Annotated in this window: 22 protein-coding genes; 16 read left to right on the top strand and 6 right to left on the bottom strand. The window is 72.1% G+C overall.

What is annotated here, in order from left to right; translation table 11 throughout:
• Window positions 1-4: 4 nt before the first annotated feature.
• Together ACGFZA_RS28335 and ACGFZA_RS28330 are read right to left on the bottom strand one after the other, a co-directional pair.
• Window positions 5-151: a hypothetical protein gene (locus ACGFZA_RS28335; protein ID WP_393682765.1), complete on the bottom strand. Its 147-nt coding sequence runs from the start codon at window positions 149-151 to the stop codon at window positions 5-7.
• Between the two features lie 251 nt (window positions 152-402).
• Entirely contained in the window at window positions 403-1,011 is a 609-nt protein-coding gene (locus ACGFZA_RS28330) for an NAD(P)-dependent oxidoreductase (RefSeq protein ID WP_393682763.1), read from the bottom strand.
• Window positions 1,012-1,093: 82 nt separating this feature from the next.
• Between ACGFZA_RS28330 and ACGFZA_RS28325 the strand changes: the two genes are divergently transcribed.
• The 8 genes from ACGFZA_RS28325 (at window position 1,094) to ACGFZA_RS28290 (ending at window position 7,103) form a co-directional block, all read left to right on the top strand.
• Complete coding sequence (locus ACGFZA_RS28325; RefSeq protein ID WP_393682761.1) at window positions 1,094-1,426, top strand: winged helix-turn-helix transcriptional regulator; 333 nt, start codon at window positions 1,094-1,096, stop codon at window positions 1,424-1,426.
• Window positions 1,427-1,552: 126 nt separating this feature from the next.
• Entirely contained in the window at window positions 1,553-2,863 is a 1,311-nt protein-coding gene (locus ACGFZA_RS28320) for a serine/threonine-protein kinase (protein WP_393682759.1), read from the top strand.
• Between the two features lie 120 nt (window positions 2,864-2,983).
• On the top strand, window positions 2,984-3,427 hold the full coding sequence (locus ACGFZA_RS28315) for a nuclear transport factor 2 family protein (RefSeq protein ID WP_393682757.1): 444 nt from the start codon (window positions 2,984-2,986) through the stop codon (window positions 3,425-3,427).
• A gap of 49 nt (window positions 3,428-3,476) precedes the next feature.
• Entirely contained in the window at window positions 3,477-3,938 is a 462-nt protein-coding gene (locus tag ACGFZA_RS28310) for a hypothetical protein (RefSeq protein ID WP_393682755.1), read from the top strand.
• A gap of 137 nt (window positions 3,939-4,075) precedes the next feature.
• The gene (locus tag ACGFZA_RS28305) at window positions 4,076-4,816 is read left to right on the top strand and encodes a class I SAM-dependent methyltransferase (RefSeq protein ID WP_393682753.1); all 741 of its coding nucleotides are present in this window, start codon (window positions 4,076-4,078) and stop codon (window positions 4,814-4,816) included.
• Between the two features lie 113 nt (window positions 4,817-4,929).
• A complete protein-coding gene (locus tag ACGFZA_RS28300; RefSeq protein WP_393682751.1) occupies window positions 4,930-5,586 on the top strand; it encodes a maleylpyruvate isomerase N-terminal domain-containing protein in 657 nt (218 codons plus the stop codon).
• A 249-nt stretch (window positions 5,587-5,835) separates the two neighbouring features.
• On the top strand, window positions 5,836-6,447 hold the full coding sequence (locus ACGFZA_RS28295) for a TetR/AcrR family transcriptional regulator (protein ID WP_393682749.1): 612 nt from the start codon (window positions 5,836-5,838) through the stop codon (window positions 6,445-6,447).
• A gap of 50 nt (window positions 6,448-6,497) precedes the next feature.
• The gene (locus tag ACGFZA_RS28290; protein WP_393682747.1) at window positions 6,498-7,103 is read left to right on the top strand and encodes an SRPBCC family protein; all 606 of its coding nucleotides are present in this window, start codon (window positions 6,498-6,500) and stop codon (window positions 7,101-7,103) included.
• 51 nt (window positions 7,104-7,154) lie between these two features.
• On the opposite strand, the gene ACGFZA_RS28285 is transcribed toward ACGFZA_RS28290, so the two are convergent.
• Window positions 7,155-7,898 carry a GntR family transcriptional regulator gene (locus ACGFZA_RS28285; protein ID WP_393682745.1) on the bottom strand — a complete coding sequence of 248 codons (744 nt, stop codon included), beginning with the start codon at window positions 7,896-7,898 and terminating at the stop codon, window positions 7,155-7,157.
• Between the two features lie 173 nt (window positions 7,899-8,071).
• Between ACGFZA_RS28285 and ACGFZA_RS28280 the strand changes: the two genes are divergently transcribed.
• From ACGFZA_RS28280 to iolD, 6 genes are read left to right on the top strand one after another with little or no spacing between them, the layout of a single operon-like run.
• Window positions 8,072-9,070 (top strand): Gfo/Idh/MocA family oxidoreductase, encoded by a 999-nt coding sequence (locus tag ACGFZA_RS28280; RefSeq protein ID WP_393682743.1) that lies wholly within the window; start codon window positions 8,072-8,074, stop codon window positions 9,068-9,070.
• Window positions 9,070-9,927 carry a TIM barrel protein gene (locus ACGFZA_RS28275; protein WP_385279135.1) on the top strand — a complete coding sequence of 286 codons (858 nt, stop codon included), beginning with the start codon at window positions 9,070-9,072 and terminating at the stop codon, window positions 9,925-9,927. Before ACGFZA_RS28280 ends, ACGFZA_RS28275 begins: the two co-directional genes overlap by 1 nt.
• Window positions 9,928-9,959: 32 nt before the next feature.
• Window positions 9,960-10,904 carry a 5-dehydro-2-deoxygluconokinase gene (iolC, locus tag ACGFZA_RS28270; protein WP_385279133.1) on the top strand — a complete coding sequence of 315 codons (945 nt, stop codon included), beginning with the start codon at window positions 9,960-9,962 and terminating at the stop codon, window positions 10,902-10,904.
• Window positions 10,897-11,772: a deoxyribose-phosphate aldolase gene (locus ACGFZA_RS28265; protein WP_393682741.1), complete on the top strand. Its 876-nt coding sequence runs from the start codon at window positions 10,897-10,899 to the stop codon at window positions 11,770-11,772. Before iolC ends, ACGFZA_RS28265 begins: the two co-directional genes overlap by 8 nt.
• An 11-nt stretch (window positions 11,773-11,783) precedes the next feature.
• Complete coding sequence (gene iolB, locus ACGFZA_RS28260; protein WP_393682739.1) at window positions 11,784-12,623, top strand: 5-deoxy-glucuronate isomerase; 840 nt, start codon at window positions 11,784-11,786, stop codon at window positions 12,621-12,623.
• Entirely contained in the window at window positions 12,620-14,476 is a 1,857-nt protein-coding gene (gene iolD, locus ACGFZA_RS28255; RefSeq protein WP_393682737.1) for a 3D-(3,5/4)-trihydroxycyclohexane-1,2-dione acylhydrolase (decyclizing), read from the top strand. Before iolB ends, iolD begins: the two co-directional genes overlap by 4 nt.
• A gap of 149 nt (window positions 14,477-14,625) precedes the next feature.
• Here the strand turns inward: iolD and ACGFZA_RS28250 are convergent, their stop codons facing one another.
• A complete protein-coding gene (locus tag ACGFZA_RS28250; protein WP_393682735.1) occupies window positions 14,626-15,930 on the bottom strand; it encodes a DUF4157 domain-containing protein in 1,305 nt (434 codons plus the stop codon).
• Window positions 15,931-16,195: 265 nt separating this feature from the next.
• Entirely contained in the window at window positions 16,196-16,882 is a 687-nt protein-coding gene (locus tag ACGFZA_RS28245; RefSeq protein ID WP_385279131.1) for an HAD family hydrolase, read from the bottom strand.
• 129 nt (window positions 16,883-17,011) lie between these two features.
• Between ACGFZA_RS28245 and ACGFZA_RS28240 the strand changes: the two genes are divergently transcribed.
• Together ACGFZA_RS28240 and ACGFZA_RS28235 are read left to right on the top strand one after the other, a co-directional pair.
• Window positions 17,012-19,594, top strand: coding sequence for a bifunctional FO biosynthesis protein CofGH (locus ACGFZA_RS28240; RefSeq protein WP_393682733.1), 2,583 nt, complete (start codon window positions 17,012-17,014; stop codon window positions 19,592-19,594).
• Window positions 19,595-19,794: 200 nt separating this feature from the next.
• Window positions 19,795-20,679 carry a hypothetical protein gene (locus ACGFZA_RS28235; protein ID WP_393682731.1) on the top strand — a complete coding sequence of 295 codons (885 nt, stop codon included), beginning with the start codon at window positions 19,795-19,797 and terminating at the stop codon, window positions 20,677-20,679.
• Between the two features lie 88 nt (window positions 20,680-20,767).
• Here ACGFZA_RS28235 and ACGFZA_RS28230 read toward each other — a convergent pair whose 3' ends face one another.
• Window positions 20,768-21,694 (bottom strand): SDR family oxidoreductase, encoded by a 927-nt coding sequence (locus ACGFZA_RS28230; protein ID WP_385279078.1) that lies wholly within the window; start codon window positions 21,692-21,694, stop codon window positions 20,768-20,770.
• Window positions 21,695-21,718 lie beyond the last annotated feature (24 nt).

The raw sequence follows: 21,718 nt of genomic DNA, 5'->3' as shown, positions 1-21,718 counted from the left end.
GGGATCAGCCCCGGCAGGCGTAGGCGACGAAGGCGGACCAGGCAGCGGGGGCCACGTCGACGTGGGGGGCCTGGAGATTCAAGGTGAACGTGCCGTCGAGGGCGGGGTGTTCCTCGCGGTCGGTCAGGGCGTCGACGCGGAGGCGGGCCACGGCCTGCACCTGGTCGAGGCGCTGGCGGCGAAGTGGGGCGTGGCCGAGCGCGTGGTCGGGAAGACGGTGTGGGCGGAATGCCGCGCGGGCGTTGCGCGCCGTAGACCGTGGGAACCCCAGGTCTACGGAGCGGAGTTGGGAGAGGTTTGTTACGCGCACGGCCCGGCAATGCCCGGTCACCGCTGCCTGTGGCCGCCCCTTCCTCTCCCCACTCCGCCAGCGTGCCGCCGCGCCGAGGCGGTCGGGTGTGGTCAGTTGCTGATGGCCGGGGCGTCGCGCACGTACGTCTCGTCGGTCACTTGGCTGAGGAGGAAGGCCGCCATGTCGGCGCGGCCGAGGGAGAGGTCCACGACCCCGTGTCCGTAGTGCCCGACCTTGATGTCTCCGGTGGCGGGCTTGTCGTTGAGCTTGGCCACGCGGACCAGCGTCCAGTCCAGCTTGCTGGCGCGTACCGCCTCCGCCGCTGAGCGCACTTCGGCGTACGGGCGGGGCGCGGCGGTCCTGACCATGCGGACGAGGGCTTTGAACTTGAGGTCCGGCCGGTCGGCCGGGTCCGGCACGCTGCACGTGGACACGACCACGAACCGTTTGACGCCGGCGGTTTCCATGGCGGCGATGATCCTGCGGGTCGCGGCGCTCTCGGAGCCGACGCCCTCGATGACGGCGTCGGCGGTGCGTACGGCTTCGAGGATCGCCTCGTCGTCGTCGAGCTGTCCGGCGACGACGGTGAGGTCCGGGTGGGTGAGGCGGAGCTTGGCGGGGGTGCGGGCGTAGGCGGTGACCGCGTGGCCCGCGTCGAGGGCCTGCTGGACCAGCAGCTGCCCCATGCGTCCGGTCGCGCCGAAGATCGTGATTCTCATGGCGGGTGACACCTTCCTCACGACAAACCACTAAAGAAAATTTACCAGTGAAGATAGCACGCGTCCTAGACTGGGCGGCATCATGGATCAGACGGAGGACCCCCAGACCGCGCGCTGCATGCAGATCCTGTCGGTCGTCGGTGACCTGTGGACGCTGGCGATCGTGATGACGCTGCAGAAGTCGGAGATGCGCTTCAACGAACTTCAGCGGGCCGTCCCGAAGGTCAACGCGGTGACCCTCACCAATCGCCTGCGCAAGCTGGAGGAGGCCGGCATCGTCAGCCGGGTCGCCGAGTCGATGAGCAAGCAGTCGACGGTGTACGACCTCACTCCCCTCGGCCGCAAACTGCTGCCGATCGTCGATGCGGTGCGTACGGTCGCGCTCGACCTGGAGCGTTCGGGAGAGGCCCCCTGAGCCAGGGGACGCAGGGGCGCGCAGGCGCCCGCCCCTGACCGGTTCCGGGCCTGCGGTCCCCTGCCCCCTGCCCCCAGGGCCTGCGTCATACTGAGGCGCTGATGCACAGGGGGAGGCGTACGGCGCATGGGGTACGGGGCGGACGGCGGGGGCCTGCCGGAGAGTGTCGGCGGCTACGCCGTGGAGCGGGAGCTGGGCGCCGGCGGGATGGGCGTCGTCTATCTGGCGCGCTCGCGCGGCGGGCGTGCGGTGGCCGTGAAGGTGGCGCGCTCGGAGCTCGCGACCGACCCGCACTTCCGGGAGCGGTTCCGCGCCGAGGTCGAGGCCGCGCGCCGCGTCGGCGGCTTCCACACGGCGCAGGTGGTGGACGCTGACCCGGATGCGGCGGCGCCCTGGCTGGCCACGGCTTACGTTCCCGGGCCCACGCTCTCCGCGCTGGTCGAAGCCGAGGGGCCGATGGGCGAGGCGCGGCTACGGCAGCTGGGCGCGGCCCTTGCCGAAGCGCTGGCGGCGATCCACCGCTGCGGCCTGGTGCACCGTGATCTGAAGCCGGGGAACATCATCATGGCCTCGGACGGGCCACGGGTCCTGGACTTCGGTATCGCGCGGGCGCTGGAGTCGACCCGTCTGACGGCCACCGGCATGGCCTTCGGCACGCCGGGGTTCCTGGCGCCCGAGCAGGCGCAGGGGCAGGAAGTCGGGGGCGCGGCCGATGTGTTCGCGCTCGGCGCGGTGCTCGTCGCGGCGGCGGGCGGCAGCGCGTTCGGGGCGGGTACGCCGATGGGGCTGATGTATCGGTCGGTGCACGAGACGCCGGACCTGGCCGCGCTGCCTGAGGGGCTGCGGCCGGTCGTCGCGTCGTGCCTGGCCAAGGAGCCGGGGCAACGGCCCACACCCGAAGGCCTGTTGGACCTGTTCGTGCCGAGTGGCGCGGCGCACCCCCCGACGATGGCGGTACCCCCGCCGCCCTCCTACGCACCGTCCAACGCCACTCCGATGCAGTGGGACCGGTCGCCGACCGGTGACACCCCCGGCTTCGGCCCCGCTCCCGGCTTCGGCCCCGCTCCCGGGGCAGGGTTCGCCCCCGGCCCCGGTTTCGGACCCGGGTTCGCCCCCGCGTTCGCCGCCGCGTTCTCTCCTGGAGGGCATGTGGCGCCCGGTCCCGGGAACGACCTCGACTTCCTCGCGGTTGCCCCGGACAGTCACCTTCTGATCGACTCCGTGGGCGTCGAGTTCGGCACGGCGGCCGGTGATGTGCAGTTCACCTGGGCCCAGATCAGCACGGTCGAGTACGCGGCCTGGGGCCCGAAACACCTCAGCGTCACGGTCAGGTTCCACGACGGTACCGCGTATCCGTGCCTGATCGCCGCTCGTAAGCGGGCCCGTCTCCAGGAATGGCTGGAGGACCTGCCGCTGATCCTGGAGGTCTTCGGATAGCGGCCCAAGTACAGCGTGTTCCGCGTTCCGTTGGTGCGGAATCGCGGGTGTCCCCGGGCTGTCTCACGGCAGCGCGGGGTGGGTGGACGGGTGTGTACGTACCAACAGTGGGGTGGGGAAATGAGCTTGACCGGCAGTGATCGTCTGGAGATCCACGAGGTGATCGCACTTCATGGTCATCTGTGCGACGCGGGCGCCTATGAGCGGTTCGACGAGGTGTTCACCGCCGACCTCGTGGTGGACGCCTCCGCTCTCGGTCTCGCCCCCCTGCCGGCCCCCGGCCTCTCCGGTCGACGCCTCGACCTCTACATCGCGGCAGCGCACCGTCACGGCTCCGACGGCCCGCTCGCCCACCACGTCACCAATGTGATCGCGCGCGAGGACGGCGAGGGGGCCCGGGCGTGGTCGAAGGGCATCGCCCTGAACCAGGACGGGTCGGTGGCGAGCTTCACCTATGAGGATCAGCTCGTGCGGACCGGTCGGGGCTGGCGCATCCGGCACCGGAAGGTTTCCGTGCGGCGGGAGGCCGGGCGGGGTGTGGAGCCTCTCGTCCTGCCCGACTGAACGGGGCGGAGACCGAGGAGGCGGGCCGCGGCGGGCGTGGGGACGGGCGATGAGTGACGACTACCTGACGGTGATTCCGGCCGATCCGTACTGGCAGCCCAGCAGGGATGCGGCGGATCGTGCTGCCGTGGTGCTGTCCGGGATGCTTCCGGACGAGGACGCCCGACGCGGCCTGGAAGCCAAGTGGCACGACAGCGTCGAGGTGGTCCACTGCTTCGCCAACCTGGAGAGGGTCTCCTGCCCGCGGTGCGGTGCGGAGTGCGCACTCGGCTGGTGGGGCGATGCCGTCTCGAAGTGCTACGACGAGGGCTTTCCCACGCTCATGGTGACCGTCCCCTGTTGCGATGTCGAGACGTCGCTCAACGATCTGGTGTACGACTGGCCGATGGGGTTCGCGCGGTTCAGGATCGAGGTTCTGTATCCGAACCGGGCGTGGCTGACCGACGGGGAGCTGGACTCTCTGGCGGGGGCGCTCGGACATCCCCTGCGACAGATCCTCATTCATATCTAAGGGCTGTCCCAGCGGGAGCGTGTCCCATCGCGTCCCGGCGCGTCGGCAGCCGGACAGGACACCCGTGACCCGGGGAGCCGTCCCGGGCGCAGCACAATCGTGTTGACCGCCCCGGCGGTCAGTGCTTGAGTCGGCGCGTGGACAGCATTCCCGCCAATCGGCGGTTCTGGAACCGGATCAGCGGCGGCTACCAGCACAGACACGACCCGCAGATCGGCGCGGCGCCCCGGCTGTGGGGTACGTACGCCATTGCCGACACGCACCTGAACGCCCTGGGCGACGTCACCGGCAAGCGTGTCCTCGAACTCGGCTGCGGCGCAGGCCAGTGGTCCAGGGTGCTCGCGGCGGAGGGCGCCGACGTGGTCGGGCTCGACCTGTCCGAAGCCCAGCTCGCCGCGGCAGCCGGCGCGATGGGAGGGGCCCGCTACCCGCTGGTGCAAGGCGCCGCCGAACACCTCCCGTTCGCCGCCGACAGCTTCGACCTGGTCTTCTGTGACTACGGCGGGCTCAGCTGGGCGCCCCCGCACCTGGCGGTCCCGGAGGCCGCACGCATCCTGCGCCACGGTGGGCGCCTGGTGTTCAACGTCGCCAGCCCCTGGTTCGAGGCCTGCTACGACGAAGCCGCCGGCCGTGCGACCACGACGCTGCACCAGGACTACTTCGGTCTGGACGCCATCGCCGAAGGTGAGGACGCGGTCAGCTATCAGCTCACCTACGGCGGCTGGATCAAGGTCCTGCGCGGTGCCGGTCTCGTCATCGACGACCTCATCGAGCCGCGGCCCGAACCCGCGGCAGCCAACGGCTACAACCAGACCGATCCGCCCGACTGGGCACACCGCTGGCCGGCGGAAATGCTCTGGGTCACCCACAAACCGTAAGCACTGCCGCTCGCGCGTCCTCGGTGCCGCGCCGGAAGGGTTCGGTCAGGGCTGGTACGAGGTCGGGCGGGCGGGTTGGGGGCGTCGGAGCCGGGCGCTGCTAGCTTGCGGCGATGGATCTCTTCTCCCGCTCATGGACAGCGCTGCGCGCAGCGGTCGCCGAAGTCCCGGACGAGGACTTCGCCCGCCCTTCCGGCTGCACCGGCTGGCTCGTACGAGACCTGGTGTGTCACCTGGTCATCGACGCCCAGGACGTCCTGATCACCCTCGCCACGCCCGCCTCTTCGGAGCCGACCCGGGACGCGGTGACCTATTGGGAGGTCTCCGGCACGCCGCCGACCGGTGACGACCCGCTCGACGCGCTGACCGTGCGTCTCGCGGCGGCGTACGAGGAGCCGTGGCTGCTCAAGTTCCATCTGGACGACGTGGGTTCGGCCGCAAGCCGGGCTGCCGGTCTCGCGGATCCCGCGGCCCGGGTCGGCACCCGCGACGAGGTGTTCACGGTCGCCGAGTACCTCACCACGTACGTCCTGGAGTGGACGCTGCACCACCTCGACCTGATCGCGCACCTCCCGGACGCGGTGGACCCGCCGCCGGACGGCCTCGCCCGCTCGCGTGCGCTCCTGGAGTCGATCGCCGGGGCGGCGTTCCCCGCCTCGCTCTCCGACCGGGATGCCTTGCTCATCGGCACCGGGCGACGGGCCCCGACCGAGGCGGAGACGGCCGAAATCGGCGTCCTGGCCGCGCGCCTGCCGCTCTTCCTCGGCTGACGGGCCCCGCGTGTCCGGGGGCGGAGGTCAACCGACGCGACCCGCGTGAATCACGATCACGGTGACTCGTGCGTCCCGGATCTCTTACATCACGCGGTAGCGGCCGCCGCGGACCCGTCGCAGTGTGGGGGAGCTTCGCTGTTCTGTACGGGAATCTCGGCTGAGTATATTCGCTACCACCGTTGCGTAATGACTCGTTCGGCGCTACCTTCGTTTTACGAAACGGTCGTAGCGATAAGGGGTGGGTCCGTGGAACCGGCAGTCCGGCGCGGTCGGCCGCGCAGTGAGGCGGCGGACGTCCGCATCACCGGCGCGGCCCTGGAGCTGCTGCTCGCACGCGGCTACGACGCCTTCTCGGTCGACGAAGTGGCGGTGAAGGCCGGGGTCGCCAAGACCACCCTGTACCGGCGATGGCCCACCAAGGACCACCTCGTCGTCGCAGTCGTGGCGCGGATGCAGGACGAGGTCTCCGTCGAGTACCGGGGCGACGTGCGCGCCGATCTCACGCGCTACCTAGGAGCGATCCTCGACGGCCTCGACCGGATGCGGCTCGCCGGACGCCCCGCCGCGTCGGGCGACGCGTCCGCCGGGCTCGTCGCCGAGGTCGCCGCCGCCGCCGCGCGTCACGCGGACATCGGCTCCGCCGTGCAGGCCGTGTTCGTCCGGCGCAACGCCTTGGTGCTCCGGCTCATCGAACAGGCAAGGGACGCGGGGGAGTTGCGCGAGGGTGTCGAGCCCGAGGTGCTCTTCGACCAGTTGGCCGGCGCCCTGTACTACCGGCTGCTCATCACGGGCCGTCCTCTCGACACCGCCTATGTCGACCTGCTCGTGACCAGTGCGCTGCGGGGCGCGACCGCCTGAGGCGGGCCGTGCCCCGGATCCCGTAACCCCTGACGAGAGGACGTCCGACGATGGCCACCGCCTTACCGTCCACGCCGACCGATACGCCCCCGACTCCCGCTCCCGCTCCCCGTCGGCGCCGCAGGCGCCGCGTACTCCTCGGAACAGGGGCGGCCCTCGTCGCCCTGCTCGGCGGGTACACGGCGTGGACCAACACCCACCCCGTCCGGCTGACCGCCTCCATCGAGATCGAGGCGTCGTCCGACGAGGTCTGGCAGGTGCTGACCGACCTGTCCGCCTATCCGCGGTGGAACCCGTTCATGACCTCGACGAAGGTGACATCGGAGGGCGGGCGTCTAGAAGAGGGTGCGACCCTGCGCAACGTGATGCACGACCGGACGGGGGACACCGTCTTCACCCCGGAACTCCTGACCGTGGAGCCGGGCCGGGAGCTGCGGTGGCTCGGGAAGATGGGGCCCGGCTGGATCGCTGACGGCGAGCACCGGTTCGTGATCGAGGAGATCGAGGGCGGCCGGGTCCGCCTCACCCAGAGCGAGTCCTTCACCGGGGTCGCCGTGCCATTCGTGGAGGGGCAGTTGAGGGACGCCACGCTCCCGCAGTTCCGTGCGATGAACGAGGCCCTGGCCCGACGGGTCGAGGCGGTGGGGCGTGAGTGACGTGGGCCGGGTACGCGCCCGCTGCCGCTCGTCGGCATCCCGCCGAGCCGTTCAGTACGCGGTCAGCGTCATCTCGAAGGAGTACCGGGACGCGCGGTAGAGGTGCGAGCCGAATTCCACCGGGCGGCCCGCGTCGCCCTGGACCGTACGTTCCATGGTGAGCAGGGTGGCGCCGCGGCCCTCGCCCAGCAGGCGGGCCTCGGCGGCCGTGGCCCGGCGGGCCCCGACGGTCTGGCGGGCGGTGCGCAGGGAGACCCCGGCCCGCCGCAGCAGTTCGTAGAGGCCGTGTGCGGTGAGGTCGTCCTCGGTCAGGGGCAGCAGGTCGGCCGGCAGGTGGTTCTGCATGACGGCTATGGGCTCGTCGTTCGCGTAACGCAGCCTGCGCAGTGCCACGGTGGGTGTGCCGGGCTCGACTCCGAGCGCGGCCGCCACGGGGCCCGCGGCGGGCGCGGTCTGCAGGGACAGCACCTCGGTGCGGGGCCGGCGGTCGGCCCGCTTCAGGTCGTCGAAGAGGCTGGTCAGTTCGACCTGCCTGCGTACCCGGTTGTTGACGACCTGGGTGCCCACCCCGCGCTTGCGGGCGAGGAGCCCCTTGTCGACGAGGTACTGCATGGCCTGACGCATCGTCGGGCGCGAGAGCCCGAACTTGTCCGCCAGGGCGATCTCGTTCTCCAGCCGGGTGCCGGGCGCCAACGTGCCCGATTCGATGAGCTGTTGGAGCTGCTGCGCGACCTGGAAGTACAGCGGCACCGGACTGCTGCGGTCGATGCTTATGAGCCGGGTGATCGATTCCATGGGGACTCCTCGACGCGTGGTGCCGGGCGTTCAGTATGCAGCACCTCGTGACGCCAGCTCAGTACGTATATATGTCAGAACAAATGCTTGACTCGTTGTGAGTGCCGAGGATACAAATCAGGGGCAGGCATCAGACAGGAATCCACTCCTCCTCGAACCGGAGGCATTCGCGCATGCGCATCGGACTCATCGGTACCGGCCGGATCGGCACGTTCCACGCCGAGACCCTGATCGGACTGCCCGCCGTGAAGCGGGTCGTCCTCCATGACGCCGTCGAACGCCAGGCGCACGAACTGGCCGTCAAAATCGGTGCCGAGCACGCCCCCGACCTCGACGGCCTGCTGGACTCCGGCCTGGACGGTGTCGTGGTCGCCGCCCCCACCGCCGCCCACGCGGACCTCGTGCGCGCCGCGGCCGGCGCCGGAGTGCCCGTCTTCTGCGAGAAGCCGATCGCCGACACCCTCGCCGGGACCCGCGCCCTGCTGGCCGAACTCGACGGCACCGGCGTCCCGCTCCAAGTCGGCTTCCAGCGCCGGTTCGACGCCGGCTACACCGCCCTGCGCGACGCCGTCGCCGCCGGTGAGCTGGGCTGGCTGCACACCGTCCGGGCCTGCACCGCGGACCCGGCCCCGCCACCGGCCGGATACCTGCCCGCGTCGGGCGGGATCTTCCGCGACTGCGCGGTCCACGACTTCGACATCGTGCGCTGGGTGACCGGCCGCGAGGTCGTCGAGGTCAGCGCCACCGGCGCCAACCGGGGCGATTCCTGCTTCACCGCCGCCGGGGACGTCGACACCGCGGTCACCGTCCTCACTCTCGACGACGGCACCCTGGTGGCCTGCACCGCCACCCGTTACAACGGCGCCGGTTACGACGTACGGATGGAGGTGGCCGGCTCCCACGGCACCCTGGCCACCGGCCTCGGCCCCCGCGCCCCCCTCCGCTTCGCCGACGGCGGACCGCAGCCCGGATCCGTCTCCCACGACGGTTTCCTCAGCCGCTTCCGCGACGCGTACGTCGCCGAGCTGACCGCCTTCACCGAGGTCGCCGCGGGAGCCCGCCCCAGCCCCTGCACGGGGGACGACGCGCTGGCCGCCCTGCTGGTGGCCGAGGCCGCCGACCGTTCGTGCCGCACCGGCCGTCCCGTACGAGTAGAGGAGACGGGCCGATGATCCGCGTAGCCGGAGCCCCCATCTCCTGGGGTGTGTGCGAAGTCCCCGGCTGGGGACACCAGATGGCCCCGCAGCGGGTGCTGGAGGAGATGGCCGCCGCAGGACTGGCCGCCACCGAGTTCGGGCCCGACGGCTTCCTGCCGCAGGACCCGGACGCCCGCGCCGGACTGCTGGCCGGTCACGGCCTGGCCGCAGTCGGCGGATTCGTCCCCGTGGTCCTCCACGACCCCGGCCGCGACCCGCTGCCCGAGGTCCGGCGCGCCCTGGCCGGATTCGGGTCCGCCCGGACCCTGGTCCTGGCCGCCGCCACCGGGGCCGACGGCTACGACGCCCGCCCGGAACTCTCCGCCCGGGAATGGGACGCCCTGCTGGCCAACCTCGACCGGATCGCCGCCCACGCCGGCGCCGAGGGCGTCACCGCCACCCTGCACCCGCACATCGGCACGATGGTCGAGGGCCCGGACGAGGTCGAACGGGTCCTCACCGGCAGCTCCGTCCCCCTCTGCCTGGACACCGGCCACCTGCTGGCCGGCGGCACCGACCCCGTGGCCCTGGCCCGCCGGGCCGCGGACCGCATCGCCCACGTCCACCTCAAGGACGTCGACGCGGCGCTCGCCGCCCGGGTCCGAGCCGGGGACGTCACGTACACGGAAGCCGTCCGGACCGGCCTCTACCAGCCGCTCGGCCGCGGTGACGTGGACATCTCCGCGATCACCACAGCGCTCGACGCGGCCGGCTACACCGGGTGGTACGTACTCGAACAGGACACCGTGCTCGACGCCGAACCCGCCGTGGGCGAGGGGCCGCTGGCCGATGTCGTGGCGTCCCTGGCCCATCTGACCGAGGTGACGTCGTGACGGCCGCGGGGCCCGCGCCCGAGGTCCTGGTCATGGGGCGGCTCGGGGTGGACCTCTACCCGCTCCAGCAGGGGGTGGGCCTGGCCGACGTCGAGACCTTCGGCAAACACCTGGGCGGCAGCGCCGCGAACGTCTCCGTCGCCGCCGCCCGGCACGGCCGCCGCACCGCCCTGATCAGCCGCACCGGACAGGACCCCTTCGGCGACTACCTCAGAGCCGAGCTGCGCCGTTACGGAGTCGACGCCGCCCGGGTCCCTCCCGTCGCCGGACCCCCGACCCCGGTCACCTTCTGCGAGGTCTTCCCGCCCGACGACTTCCCCATCTGGTTCTACCGCCCGCCCGGCACCCCGGACCTCCGGATCAGCCCCGAGGAGCTGGACCTGGACGAGGTGCGCGCGGCCGGACTCCTGTGGGTCACCGGCACCGGGCTCTCCGCCGAACCCAGCGCGTCCGCCCACCTCGCCGCCCTGACCGCCCGCGACCGGTCCGGGATCACCGTGCTCGACCTCGACTACCGGCCCGGACTCTGGCCCTCCCCGCAGGCCGCAGGACCCGCCCTGCGGGCCGCCCTCGCCGGAGCCACCGTGGCCGTCGGCAACCTCGACGAGTGCGAGGCGGCCGTCGGCGTACGCGACCCGGACGCCGCGGCCGACGCCCTGCTCGCCACCGGCATCGAACTGGCCGTGGTCAAACAGGGACCCGCAGGAGTACTGGCACGCACCGCCACCGAGCGGGTCGTGGTCGCCCCCCACCCCGTCCGCGTCGTCAACGGCCTGGGAGCGGGCGACGCCTTCGGCGGCGCCCTGTGCCACGGCCTGCTCGCGGGCTGGCCGCTCGAAAGGACCCTCCGCTTCGCCAACGCCGCAGGCGCCCACGTCGCGGGGCGGCTCTTCTGCGCCCCCGACATGCCGACGACCCCACAGGTGGAGGACATGATGGAAGACACCCCCTCCCACGAAGCGGCACCGCATGCGTGACGGAGTGCTGCAGACCCTGACGGAGACCCGGGCCCGGCGGCCCGAAGCGATCCTGGAGGCGGCCCGGCGCCGCAGCCGGCGCCCGATGATCCAGCCCTCCGGCCGGCTGATGCTGGTGGCCGCCGACCATCCGGCCCGCGGCGTCCTCGCCGTGCGCGGCCGCTCCGACGCCATGGCGAACCGTGCCGGACTGCTCGACCGCCTGCTCACCGCCCTGGAACGCCCCGGTGTCGACGGCGTGCTCGGCACCCCCGACGTACTGGAGGATCTGCTGCTCCTCGGCGCCCTGGAGGACAAGGTCGTCATCGGCTCCATGAACCGCGGCGGCGTACCCGGGACGGTCTTCGAGATGGACGACCGGTTCACCGCCTACGACGCCGCCGCGATCGAGGAGATGGGCTTCGACGCCGGGAAGATGCTCCTGCGCATCGATCCGGCCGACGCCGCCACCGCCGCCACCCTGGCGGGCTGCGCCGACGCCGTCTCCGCGCTCGCGGACCGCAGGCTGACAGCCCTGGTCGAACCGTTCTGGATCAGGCGCGGGCCGGACGGCCGGGCGGTCAACGACCTGCGCCCCGAAGCCATGGTCCGGGCCCTGGCCATCGCCCAGGGCCTCGGCCGCACCTCCGCCTACACCTGGCTGAAGGTCCCCGTGGTCGACCACATGGAAGCGGTGATGGAAGCCTCGACGCTTCCCGCGCTGCTCCTCGGCGGAGATCCCCCGGGCACCCCGGACGAGACGTACGCCTCCTGGGAGAAGGCGCTCCGCCTCCCCACCGTGCGCGGCCTGGTCGTCGGCCGGTCGCTGCTCTACCCGCCCGACGACGACGTGGCCGCAGCGGTGGACACCGCCGTCGGCCTGCTGTGAGAGGAGACGCCATGGACGGCCACCAGCCCGCGGGCAGCACCGCACACGGCCCCTGGACCGTGGACACCGGCATGCGGCACACGGGACTCCGGGTGCTGGAACTCGGCCCCGGCGGCTCGCAGCCGTTCCGTACGCAGGAACGCGAGGTGATCGTGCTCCCGCTGTCCGGCTCCTGCTCCGTACGCCGCGGCCCGCAGGAGTTCGAACTGGCCGGGCGCAAAGGGGTCTTCGACGGTGTGAGCGACTTCGCCTACGTCCCCCGCCGCAGCGACGCCGTCCTCAGCAGCCCCGGCGGCGGCCGCTTCGCGCTGGCGAGCGGCACCGCCCTGCGGGACCTGCCGTTCCGCCGCGGACCGGCCGAGGGGGTACCGGTCGAGACCCGCGGCTCGGGCTCCTGCCTGCGGCGGGTCCACAACCTGGCCAGCGCCGACGACTTCGCGTGCGACCGCCTGATCGTGGTGGAGGTCCTCACCCCGGACGGGAACTGGTCCAGCTATCCGCCGCACAAGCACGACGAGCACACCGCGACCGAGTCGGAGCTGGAGGAGGTCTACTACTTCGAGATCGGCCGCGGCGGCTTCGGCCAGCACCGGCTCGGCGGCAGCCCGCCGGGCCGCGCCGGGGAGACGGCCGAAGTCCGCACCGGCGACGTCGTGCTGGTGCCGGACGGCTGGCACGGCCCGTCGGCGGCCCTGCCCGGCTACCCCATGTACTACCTCAACGTCATGGCGGGCCCGCACGACGAACGTGCCTGGCGGATCACCGACGATCCGGAACACGCCTGGATCCGCGAGACCTGGGACGCCGCTCCGGCCGCCTCCGGGACACCGCCCACGGAAGGGGCATCATGATCCGGCTCACCGTCGCCCAGGCCCTGGTGCGGTTCCTGGTCGCCCAGCACACCGAGCGGGACGGGGAGAGCCGTCGCCTGTTCGCCGGCTGCTTCGGGATCTTCGGGCACGGCAACCTCGCGGGGCTGGGACAGGCGCTGTGGGAGAACCGCGACCTGACGTACTACCAGGCCCGCAACGAACAGGCCATGGTGCACACGGCGGCCGCGTACGCGCGGATGACCGACCGTCTCTCGACGTTCGCCTGCACCTCCTCGGTCGGCCCCGGCGCCACCAACATGGTCACGGCCGCCGCCGGGGCCACCATCAACCGGCTCCCGGTGCTGCTCCTGCCGGGGGACACCTTCGCCACGCGCGTCGCCGAACCGGTGCTCCAGCAGCTGGAGGCGCCGTGGGCGGGGGACGTGAGCGTCAACGACGTCTTCCGGCCCGTCTCCCGGTACTTCGACCGGATCAGCCGTCCCGAGCAGCTGATCGGCGCCGCCCTGGCGGCTGTGCGTACGCTCACCGACCCGGTGGACACCGGCGCGGTGACGCTCGCGCTGCCCCAGGACGTGCAGGCGGAGGCCCACGACTGGCCCGAGGAGTTCCTGGCGCCCCGGGTGTGGCGCATCGACCGGCCGGCCCCGCAGGCCCACGTGCTGGCCGACGCCGTCCGGATGATCCGGGCCGCCCGCCGCCCGCTCGTCGTGGCCGGGGGCGGCGTCGTCTACGCGGGCGCCACCGAGGCGCTGGACGCCTTCGCCCGTGCCACCGGCATCCCCGTCGCCGAGACACAGGCCGGCAAGGGCGCTCTCCGGCACGGCCACCCGTCCGCGGCGGGCGCCGTCGGGCACACCGGCACGACGGCGGCCGACGCACTGGCCCGGGAGGCCGACCTGGTGATCGGCATCGGGACCCGCTACAGCGACTTCACCACCGCCTCGCACACCCTGTTCGCCGATCCCGGCGTCCGGTTCCTCAACATCAACGTGGCCCGCTTCGACGCCGTCAAGCACGCCGGACTGGCGATGGTCGCCGACGCCCGTACCGCACTGGAGGCGCTGACCGCCGAACTGGCCGACTGGCAGGTGTCCCCGGAGCACCGCGCACGGACCGGCGCGCTGACCCGCGACTGGGACGCGGCCGTGGACGCCGCCCACCGGCTGGGGCACACCCCGAAACCCGCACAGTCCGAGGTGGTCGGAGCGGTCAACGAGGCGGCCGGCGAGGACGGTGTGGTGATCTGCGCGGCCGGATCGCTCCCGGGCGACCTGCACAGGCTCTGGCGGCCGGCGGACCCGAAGCAGTACCACGTCGAGTACGGGTACTCCTGCATGGGTTACGAGATCGCCGGCGGGCTCGGCGTGAAACTCGCCGCCCCGGAGCGCGAGGTCTTCGTCATGGTGGGCGACGGCTCCTACCTGATGATGGCGCAGGAGCTGGTGACGGCCGTCGCCGAAGGGGTCAAGCTCATCGTCGTCCTGGTCCAGAACCACGGCTTCGCGTCGATCGGGGCGCTCTCCGAGACGGTCGGCGCACCACGCTTCGGCACCTGGTACCGCTACCGCGACGCGGACAGCGGAGCGCTGGAGGGCGGCCCGCTGCCGGTCGACCTGGCGGCCAACGCGGCGAGCCTGGGGGCGGACGTCCTGTGCGTCGCCTCCATCGCCCGTCTCCGCGAGGCACTTGCCGAGGCCAGGGCCTCCGACCGGTGCACGGTGATCCACATCGAGACCGACCCGCTGGTGCCCGGGCCGTCCTCCGGGGCCTGGTGGGACGTCCCGGTCGCGGAGGTCTCCGACGCCCCGGAGACCGGGGCCGCACGCGAGGCCTACGTGAACGCCAAGTCGGCCCAGCGGCCGTACCTCTGAGGGAGCCGCCCCCGACGCCCCCGACGCGCCGGCCGCGCCGGGGGCGGACACGGCGCGACGCGCGGACCGGCGGCGGCGGACCGGCGGCGCACCGCCGTGCGCCGCCGCGCTGTTCCTCAGCCGGCTCGGCCGGGTGGGTCGGCCGGCGGCTACTGGGGCTCCGGCGCGAGCGGCACATAGGTGTCCGCGTCGGCCCGGGCCCAGTCGGTGCGACCGGCGTCCTCGATCTTGTAGATGTTGTTCTGGGTCGACGTGGTCCACCGGATGAAGGTGTCCAGTGCCCTCATGGCCGTGATCAGCCGGAAGTACAGAATCCCGTACGCGTCCTTGGTGTTCGTGAGCCATGTGTTGAAGGCACCGGCCTGACCGCCTCCCAGGCGGCTGTTCCTGATCTTCGTCACCGCGTCCGGGTCGAAGATCTTCGCTTCGAGCAGGGTGCCCCAGCCCGGGGCCGTGACGGCCAGGTCGCCGAGTTCCCAGCCTGCCGACCCTGCCGCTGCGGCCTGCCCCTTCAGCTCTCGGGAGAACTCCCCGAACGTCGACGCGTTCGCGTCCGGCCCCGTGACCGAGTCCTCCGCCAGGGTCGCGATGAACGCGTAGTGAGCCACGCTGCTGTCGTTGGGATGGCCGAGGTTCCCGGCGTGGACCGCGGACGCCCGCAGAGCGGTGACAGCCGTCGTCAACGCACCGAGCTTCGCACTGAACGCGGTCCGGAGGTTGGCGTTCTTCGCGATGGCCTTCTTGGTGAGGTCGTCGAGCTCCGGCCCCTTGCGGAACGCCTCCGCGCGTGCCGCGAGTGCGTCGGCGATCTGTGCGGCCGTGGCGTCGAGAGCGTTGAACACGTGGTCGCCCTGCGCGTGGCCTCCCGTGCCGGCGCGCTGGACGGCGGTGCCCGAAGAGCGGGCGCGTCCCGCGCCTGCGGGGGCCTGGTCCAGGACCGCACGCTGCACCTCCGGCGCCGGTCCCGACATGGCGCGGCGGGCGTTGGCCTCGGCCTCGCGTTCGAAGCGGTCGCCGGGGTCGCTGATCGACAGCCCGCTGCCGTTGTCGGTGCCGGAGACGGCCCCGTGGCGTTGCTGGATCACGTGGGTGAGCTCGTGCGCGAGCGTGTGCTTGTCGCCGCCGCCGTCACCGATGACGACGTGGTTGCCGGACGTGTAGGCGCGGGCCCCGACCCCGGCGGCCGAGGCGCGGGCGGCGCTGTCCTCGTGGATGCGGACCTCGGAGAAGTCCGCGCCCAGCCGGGATTCCATCTCCTCGCGCAGCGGGGTGCCGAGCGGCCTGCCCGATCCGGCCAGTACCTCGTGGACGGCGGACCGCTGTACGTGGGTGCCCGCCGCAGGCACCTCGTGGTGGCCGCAGTCCGCGCCGTGCTGGTGCTGTTCGTCCTGGTGGCCGGCCAGTTGCAGCATGTGCAGCACCGCGGCGTTTCCGACGCTGCGCTGAAGCGCCATGATGCCGGCGTGGTCCGTCGGGGTTCGCACCCGCGACGCTGACTGTTTACCGTCGGCCCGTTCGGAGCCTCGCTCGTGCAACAACGGAACGCCTTTCGCCGACGGCACGGACCCCACCACGAAACACCCCGCAGAGGGTGTCCGACAGGTGCGCGAGGGCAGATTCCGGGCAGACCCACCGTCCGTACGGGCCCGGACGAGGCGCTCCCGGCGTGGCTGCTGTACCGGCAGCGGGGCCCCGGTCGCGGTGGCCGGCGGGGCGCGGCTACAGCACCCGCAGCAGCCTCGGGCGCGGCGGCACCGGCACGTCCGCCGCCTTGCCCAGGAGGGCCGGCAGCTCCGTCAGCGCGTTGATCCGGAAGTCCGCCGTCTCCACCACATCCGGGTGATCCGCCCACCAGTACCCGCACGCCCCCCGCCGGATGTGCGCCGCCAGCAGCCCCGAGGACTTGGCCGGGAACAGGTCGCCGGCCGGGTGGTCGCCCACGTACAGCGTCGACTGCGGGTCCGACCCGGACACCTCCAGGACGCGGGCGAAGAACTCCGGGTCCGGCTTGGCGACGCCCCACTCGTCCGAGGTGACGACCACGTCCGCGGGCAGGTCCAGCCCTCGCAGCAGTTCCCCGGCCCGCGCCGTCCCGTTGCCCGCGACCACCACCCGTACGCCCAGCCCCCGCAGTTCCGCCAGCGCCGGCCGCACGTCCGGGTAGAGGTCCGACTCGTCCAGGTGCTCACCGCGCCCGGCGGCGGTGCGCGCCATCGAGGCCTCGGTGATGTCCATGTCGGGGCGCAGCATGGTCAGCGCGTCGGCGCTGTCCCGCCCCTGGACGACCGCGGCCCCGACCAGCGCACTCAGTGTGTGCGGCGGGACGCCGAGCCAGTTGGCCCAGGACGCCCAGTAGCGGTCGTCGCGGATGAGTGTCTCGCCGATGTCGAAGACGATCGTTTCCATCACCGTGCCGAGCCTACGGGCCGAGCCTGCGGGGAGCGGGCCGCCGCGCGGCCGGGGCGGCAGGGGCGGGGGTGACCTGCGGGAGATCCGGCCGGTCACCGGTCGGCTACTCGCTCGTATGCTCGGTTCATGACCGATCCTCAGCGCGGACGCCCCACCACCAACTCCATGCGACGTGCCCTCAAGCGTGCCAGAGACGGTGTCGCCCTCGACGTGGCCGAGGCCGCCGTCCTGCTCCAGGCGCGCGGCGACGATCTGACGGATCTCGCCGCCTCCGCCGCCCGGGTGCGGGACGTGGGCCTGGAGGCGGCGGGCCGGCCCGGCGTCATCACGTACTCCCGCAAGGTCTTCATCCCGCTGACCCGGCTGTGCCGGGACAAGTGCCACTACTGCACCTTCGTCACCGTCCCCGGCAAGCTGCGGCGCGAGGGCCACGGCATGTTCCTGTCGCCGGACGAGGTCCTCGACATCGCCCGCGAGGGTGCGCGGATGGGCTGCAAGGAAGCGCTGTTCACCCTCGGCGACCGGCCCGAGGACCGCTGGCCCGAGGCCCGGGAGTGGCTGGAGGCCGAGGGGTACGACGACACCCTCGCGTACGTACGCGCCATGGCGATCCGCGTCCTGGAGGAGACCGGTCTCCTCCCGCACCTCAACCCGGGCGTGCTGACCTGGACCGACCTCCAGCGCCTCAAGCCGGTCGCGCCCTCCATGGGCATGATGCTGGAGACGACCGCGACCCGCCTGTGGTCCGAGCCCGGCGGCCCCCACCACGGCTCCCCGGACAAGGAACCGGCCGTGCGGCTGCGGGTCCTGGAGGACGCGGGCCGGTCCAACGTCCCCTTCACCACCGGCATCCTCATCGGGATCGGCGAGTCGTACGAGGAGCGTGCCGACTCCCTCTTCGAGCTGCGCAGGACCGCCCGCGCCTACCACGGCATCCAGGAAGTCATCGTCCAGAACTTCCGCGCCAAGCCCGACACGGCGATGCGCGCCATGCCGGACGCGGAGCTGGAGGAGCTGGCCGCGGCCATCGCCGTCGCCCGCCACATCCTCGGCCCGTCCGCCCGCATCCAGGCCCCGCCGAACCTCGTTGACGCGGAGTACGCGCTGATCGTCGGCGCCGGGATCGACGACTGGGGCGGCGTCTCGCCGCTCACCCCGGACCACGTGAACCCCGAGCGCCCGTGGCCGCACATCGACGACCTCGCCGCGCGGACAGCCGAGTCCGGCTTCGCGCTCCGCGAACGCCTCACCATCTACCCGGAGTTCATCCAGCGCGGCGAGCCCTGGCTGGACCCCCGCCTGCTCCCGCACGTCCGCGCCCTCGCCGACCCGGAGACCGGGCTCGCGAAGGAGGGGGCGATCCCCGTCGGACTGCCGTGGCAGGAGCCCGACGAGGGCTTCAACGCCTCCGGCCGCACGGATCTGCACCGCACCATCGACACGGAAGGCCGTACCGGCGACCGCCGCGACGACTTCGACGAGGTGTACGGGGACTGGGAGGCGCTCCGCGAGGCGGCCGCGCCCGGCATGGTCCCCTCCCGCATCGGCACCGATGTGAAGGGCGCCCTGAGCCAGGCCGCCGCCGACCCGACGAAGCTCACGGACGACCAGGCGCTCACCCTGCTGCACGCGGACGGGCTCGCGCTTGACGAGCTGTGCCGGATCGCGGACGCCCTGCGCCGTGACGTCGTCGGCGACGACGTCACGTACATCGTCACGCGCAACATCAACTTCACCAACGTCTGCTACACCGGCTGCCGCTTCTGCGCCTTCGCCCAGCGGCGCACCGACGCCGACGCGTACACCCTCTCCCTGGACCAGGTCGCCGACCGGGCCGCGCAGGCGTGGGACGTCGGCGCGGTCGAGGTCTGCATGCAGGGCGGCATCCACCCGGACCTGCCCGGCACCGCGTACTTCGACATCGCGCGGGCGGTGAAGGAGCGTGTCCCCGGCATGCACGTCCACGCCTTCTCGCCGATGGAGGTCGTCAACGGCGCCACCCGCACCGGCATGTCCATCCGGGACTGGCTCGTCGCCGCGAAGGAGGCCGGGCTCGACTCCATCCCCGGCACGGCGGCGGAGATCCTGGACGACGAGGTCCGCTGGGTCCTCACCAAGGGCAAGCTGCCCACCGCGACCTGGCTGGAGGTCATCAGGACCGCCCACGAGGTGGGCCTGCGCTCCTCGTCCACCATGATGTACGGCCATGTCGACCAGCCCCGGCACTGGCTGGGCCACCTGCGGACCCTGGCCCGCCTCCAGCAGGAGACGGGCGGTTTCACGGAGTTCGTGACGCTCCCCTTCATCCACACCAACGCGCCCGTCTACCTGGCCGGCATCGCCCGCCCCGGTCCCACGGACCGCGACAACCGGGCCGTCATCGCCATGGCCCGCCTCCTGCTCCACCCGCACATCACCAATATCCAGACCAGCTGGGTGAAGCTGGGCACGGAGGGCGCGGCGGAGATGCTCCGCTCGGGCGCGAACGACCTGGGCGGCACGCTGATGGAGGAGACCATCTCCCGCATGGCGGGGTCGAGTTACGGCTCGTACAAGTCCGTGCAGGACCTGGTCGCGGTGGCCGCGGCCGCCGGCCGCCCGGCGAAGCCGCGGACGACGCTGTACGGGGAGGTGCCGGCCGAGCGGGTGACGGCGGCCGCAGCCTCGGACGGACACCTGCCGGAGCTGCTGCCGGTGCTGCCGCAGTAAGGGGGGCGCGCTTCCGGAGCCCGTCGGGCGGGCTCCGGAAGCGGCTGCGCGCAACTGCCGTTCCGGGTACGTCACTCACATGGGTGGGACGGCTCTGCGGACGGGGCCCGAGTGATGCTGGCGTGCATATGCTCCGGGCAATAGCGACCCATTGCCCGGGTGGAAGTTCGGGCATCACACGTCACTCGCAGGAGTCCCGAATGGTCGGTTCGCCGCACGAGGCGATGCACCGCATCTTCCAGGAGCACCCGGGACTGTTCTCCCGCGTCTCGGAGGTTCTGGGGATCACGATCTCCCCACTCGTCTCGGTCACCGTGATGCCCACCGACCTGACCGAGAACCGTCCCGTCGAACGTCGTGTGGACACCCTGCTGCGCCTGGACACGGAGGACGACGAGCCGTTCCTCCTGGCCGTCGAAGCCCAAGGGAAGAAGGACACGGACAAGCCGGCGAGCTGGGCCTATTACCTGTCGTACCTGTACACGAAATACCGGCTTCCGCCGCTGCTGCTGGTCGTCTGCCAGGACCGTGCGACCGCTGAATGGGCCTCCTGCCCGGTCTCCATCGGGCCCCGTCAGTGGCCCGCGCTCACCCTGCGTCCACTCGTCGCGGGCCCCCATAACATGCCGGTGATCACCAATGTCCCTGAGGCACGCAAGGACCTGGCACTCGCCACGTTGGCGGCGATCACACATGCCGCCGATCCGGACATCGGTACCATACTGAAGACGCTGTCCACCGCTCTGCGGGACGTGCCTGAAATCATCGCCGATCCCCTTGTCGAACTCACCGCACAAGGCCTGGGCAACCGCCGGGCCGCACAACAGTGGAGGAACCTGGTGGCCGTGGACCTCACTTTCTACAAGTCCTTCATGGCAGAGGAAATCCGGGACGAGGGCCGGACCGAGGGCCGGACCGAGGGCATCGCGCAGGGCATTCTGCTCTTCCTCGCGCAACGGCGTGTCGACGTATCCGACGAGGCGCGTGAGCGGATCACCACCTGCGGCGATGTCGACACCCTGAACCGCTGGCTCCTGCGGGCTCCCACCGCGGAATCGGTCGAGGACGTCTTCGCCGGGGAGTAGGCGGGCCCCCTCCGGCGGAAGAGGCCGGGACGGCCGGGACCTCGCCGGTCCCAGCCGCCCGAACGGTCGCCGTGCTACGGCCAGACCCTCACCGGTACCCCGTTGCGTCCGCCGGCTTCCCCGCGGCGTCGACCTCGACCAGATAGCGCCAGCAGTCGGGCCGGGAGCCGTCGAGGTCGGTGAAGCCGTACTCCTGGGCGAGCTGTCCGCTGGACAGCGACTCGCCGTTCCAGCGTCCGAGACCGGCGTCCGCGGCCAGAGCGGCGACCCCACGCCCGACGTACGCCGGGCTCTCCGAGATACAGAAGTGCGGGACCTCGGCGAGCGCGTCGCGCCAGTTCTCCTCGGCCACACCGAACGCGTCGAGCATCATCTCCGAACGCAGCCAGCCGGGAGTGAGCGCCACCGCCGTCCCGCCGTGCGGCTTCAACTCGTGGGCCAGCACGAACGCCATGCGCAGCACACTGTTCTTCACCAGGTCGTAGAAGTAGGAGTTCCGGTAGTTCGCGCGGTTGTACGCGGCCGTGCCGTCGGTCATCTCGACCACGAGCCCGCCCGGTCGCCGCACCAGCAGGGGCAGCAGGAAGTGGCTCGTGATCGCGTGGGTCTCCACGCCCAGCCGGAGCAGCCGCAGTCCGTCGTCGAGGTCGTGCTCCCACACCGGCTTGTCGAACGCGAACAGCCGCTCGCCGCCCCAGATGTCGTTGACGAGCACGTCGAGCCCGCCCTGTTCCGCGTCGATGCGCTCGGCCAGCGCACGGACCTGCTCGGGCACCAGGTGGTCGGTCGGCACCGCGATGCCGGTACCGCCGGCGGCGGTGACGAGCTCCGCGGTGTCCTCGATCGTCTCCGGCCGGTCGTACTCCGAGCGCCGCTCCCGCGTCGTGCGGCCGGTGACGTAGACGGTCGCACCTGCCGCGCCGAGCTGGACGGCGATGCCCCGCCCGGCGCCCCGGGTGGCGCCCGCGACCAGGGCGGTCCTTCCTCGGAGTGCCGGTTTCGATGGGTCGGACATGGATCTCCTCAAGGTTCGTGTCTG

Source organism: Streptomyces sp. NPDC048211, assembly GCF_043202315.1.
Classification (GTDB): Bacteria; Actinomycetota; Actinomycetes; order Streptomycetales; family Streptomycetaceae; genus Streptomyces.
This window is presented reverse-complemented; position numbering and strand designations above follow the sequence as displayed.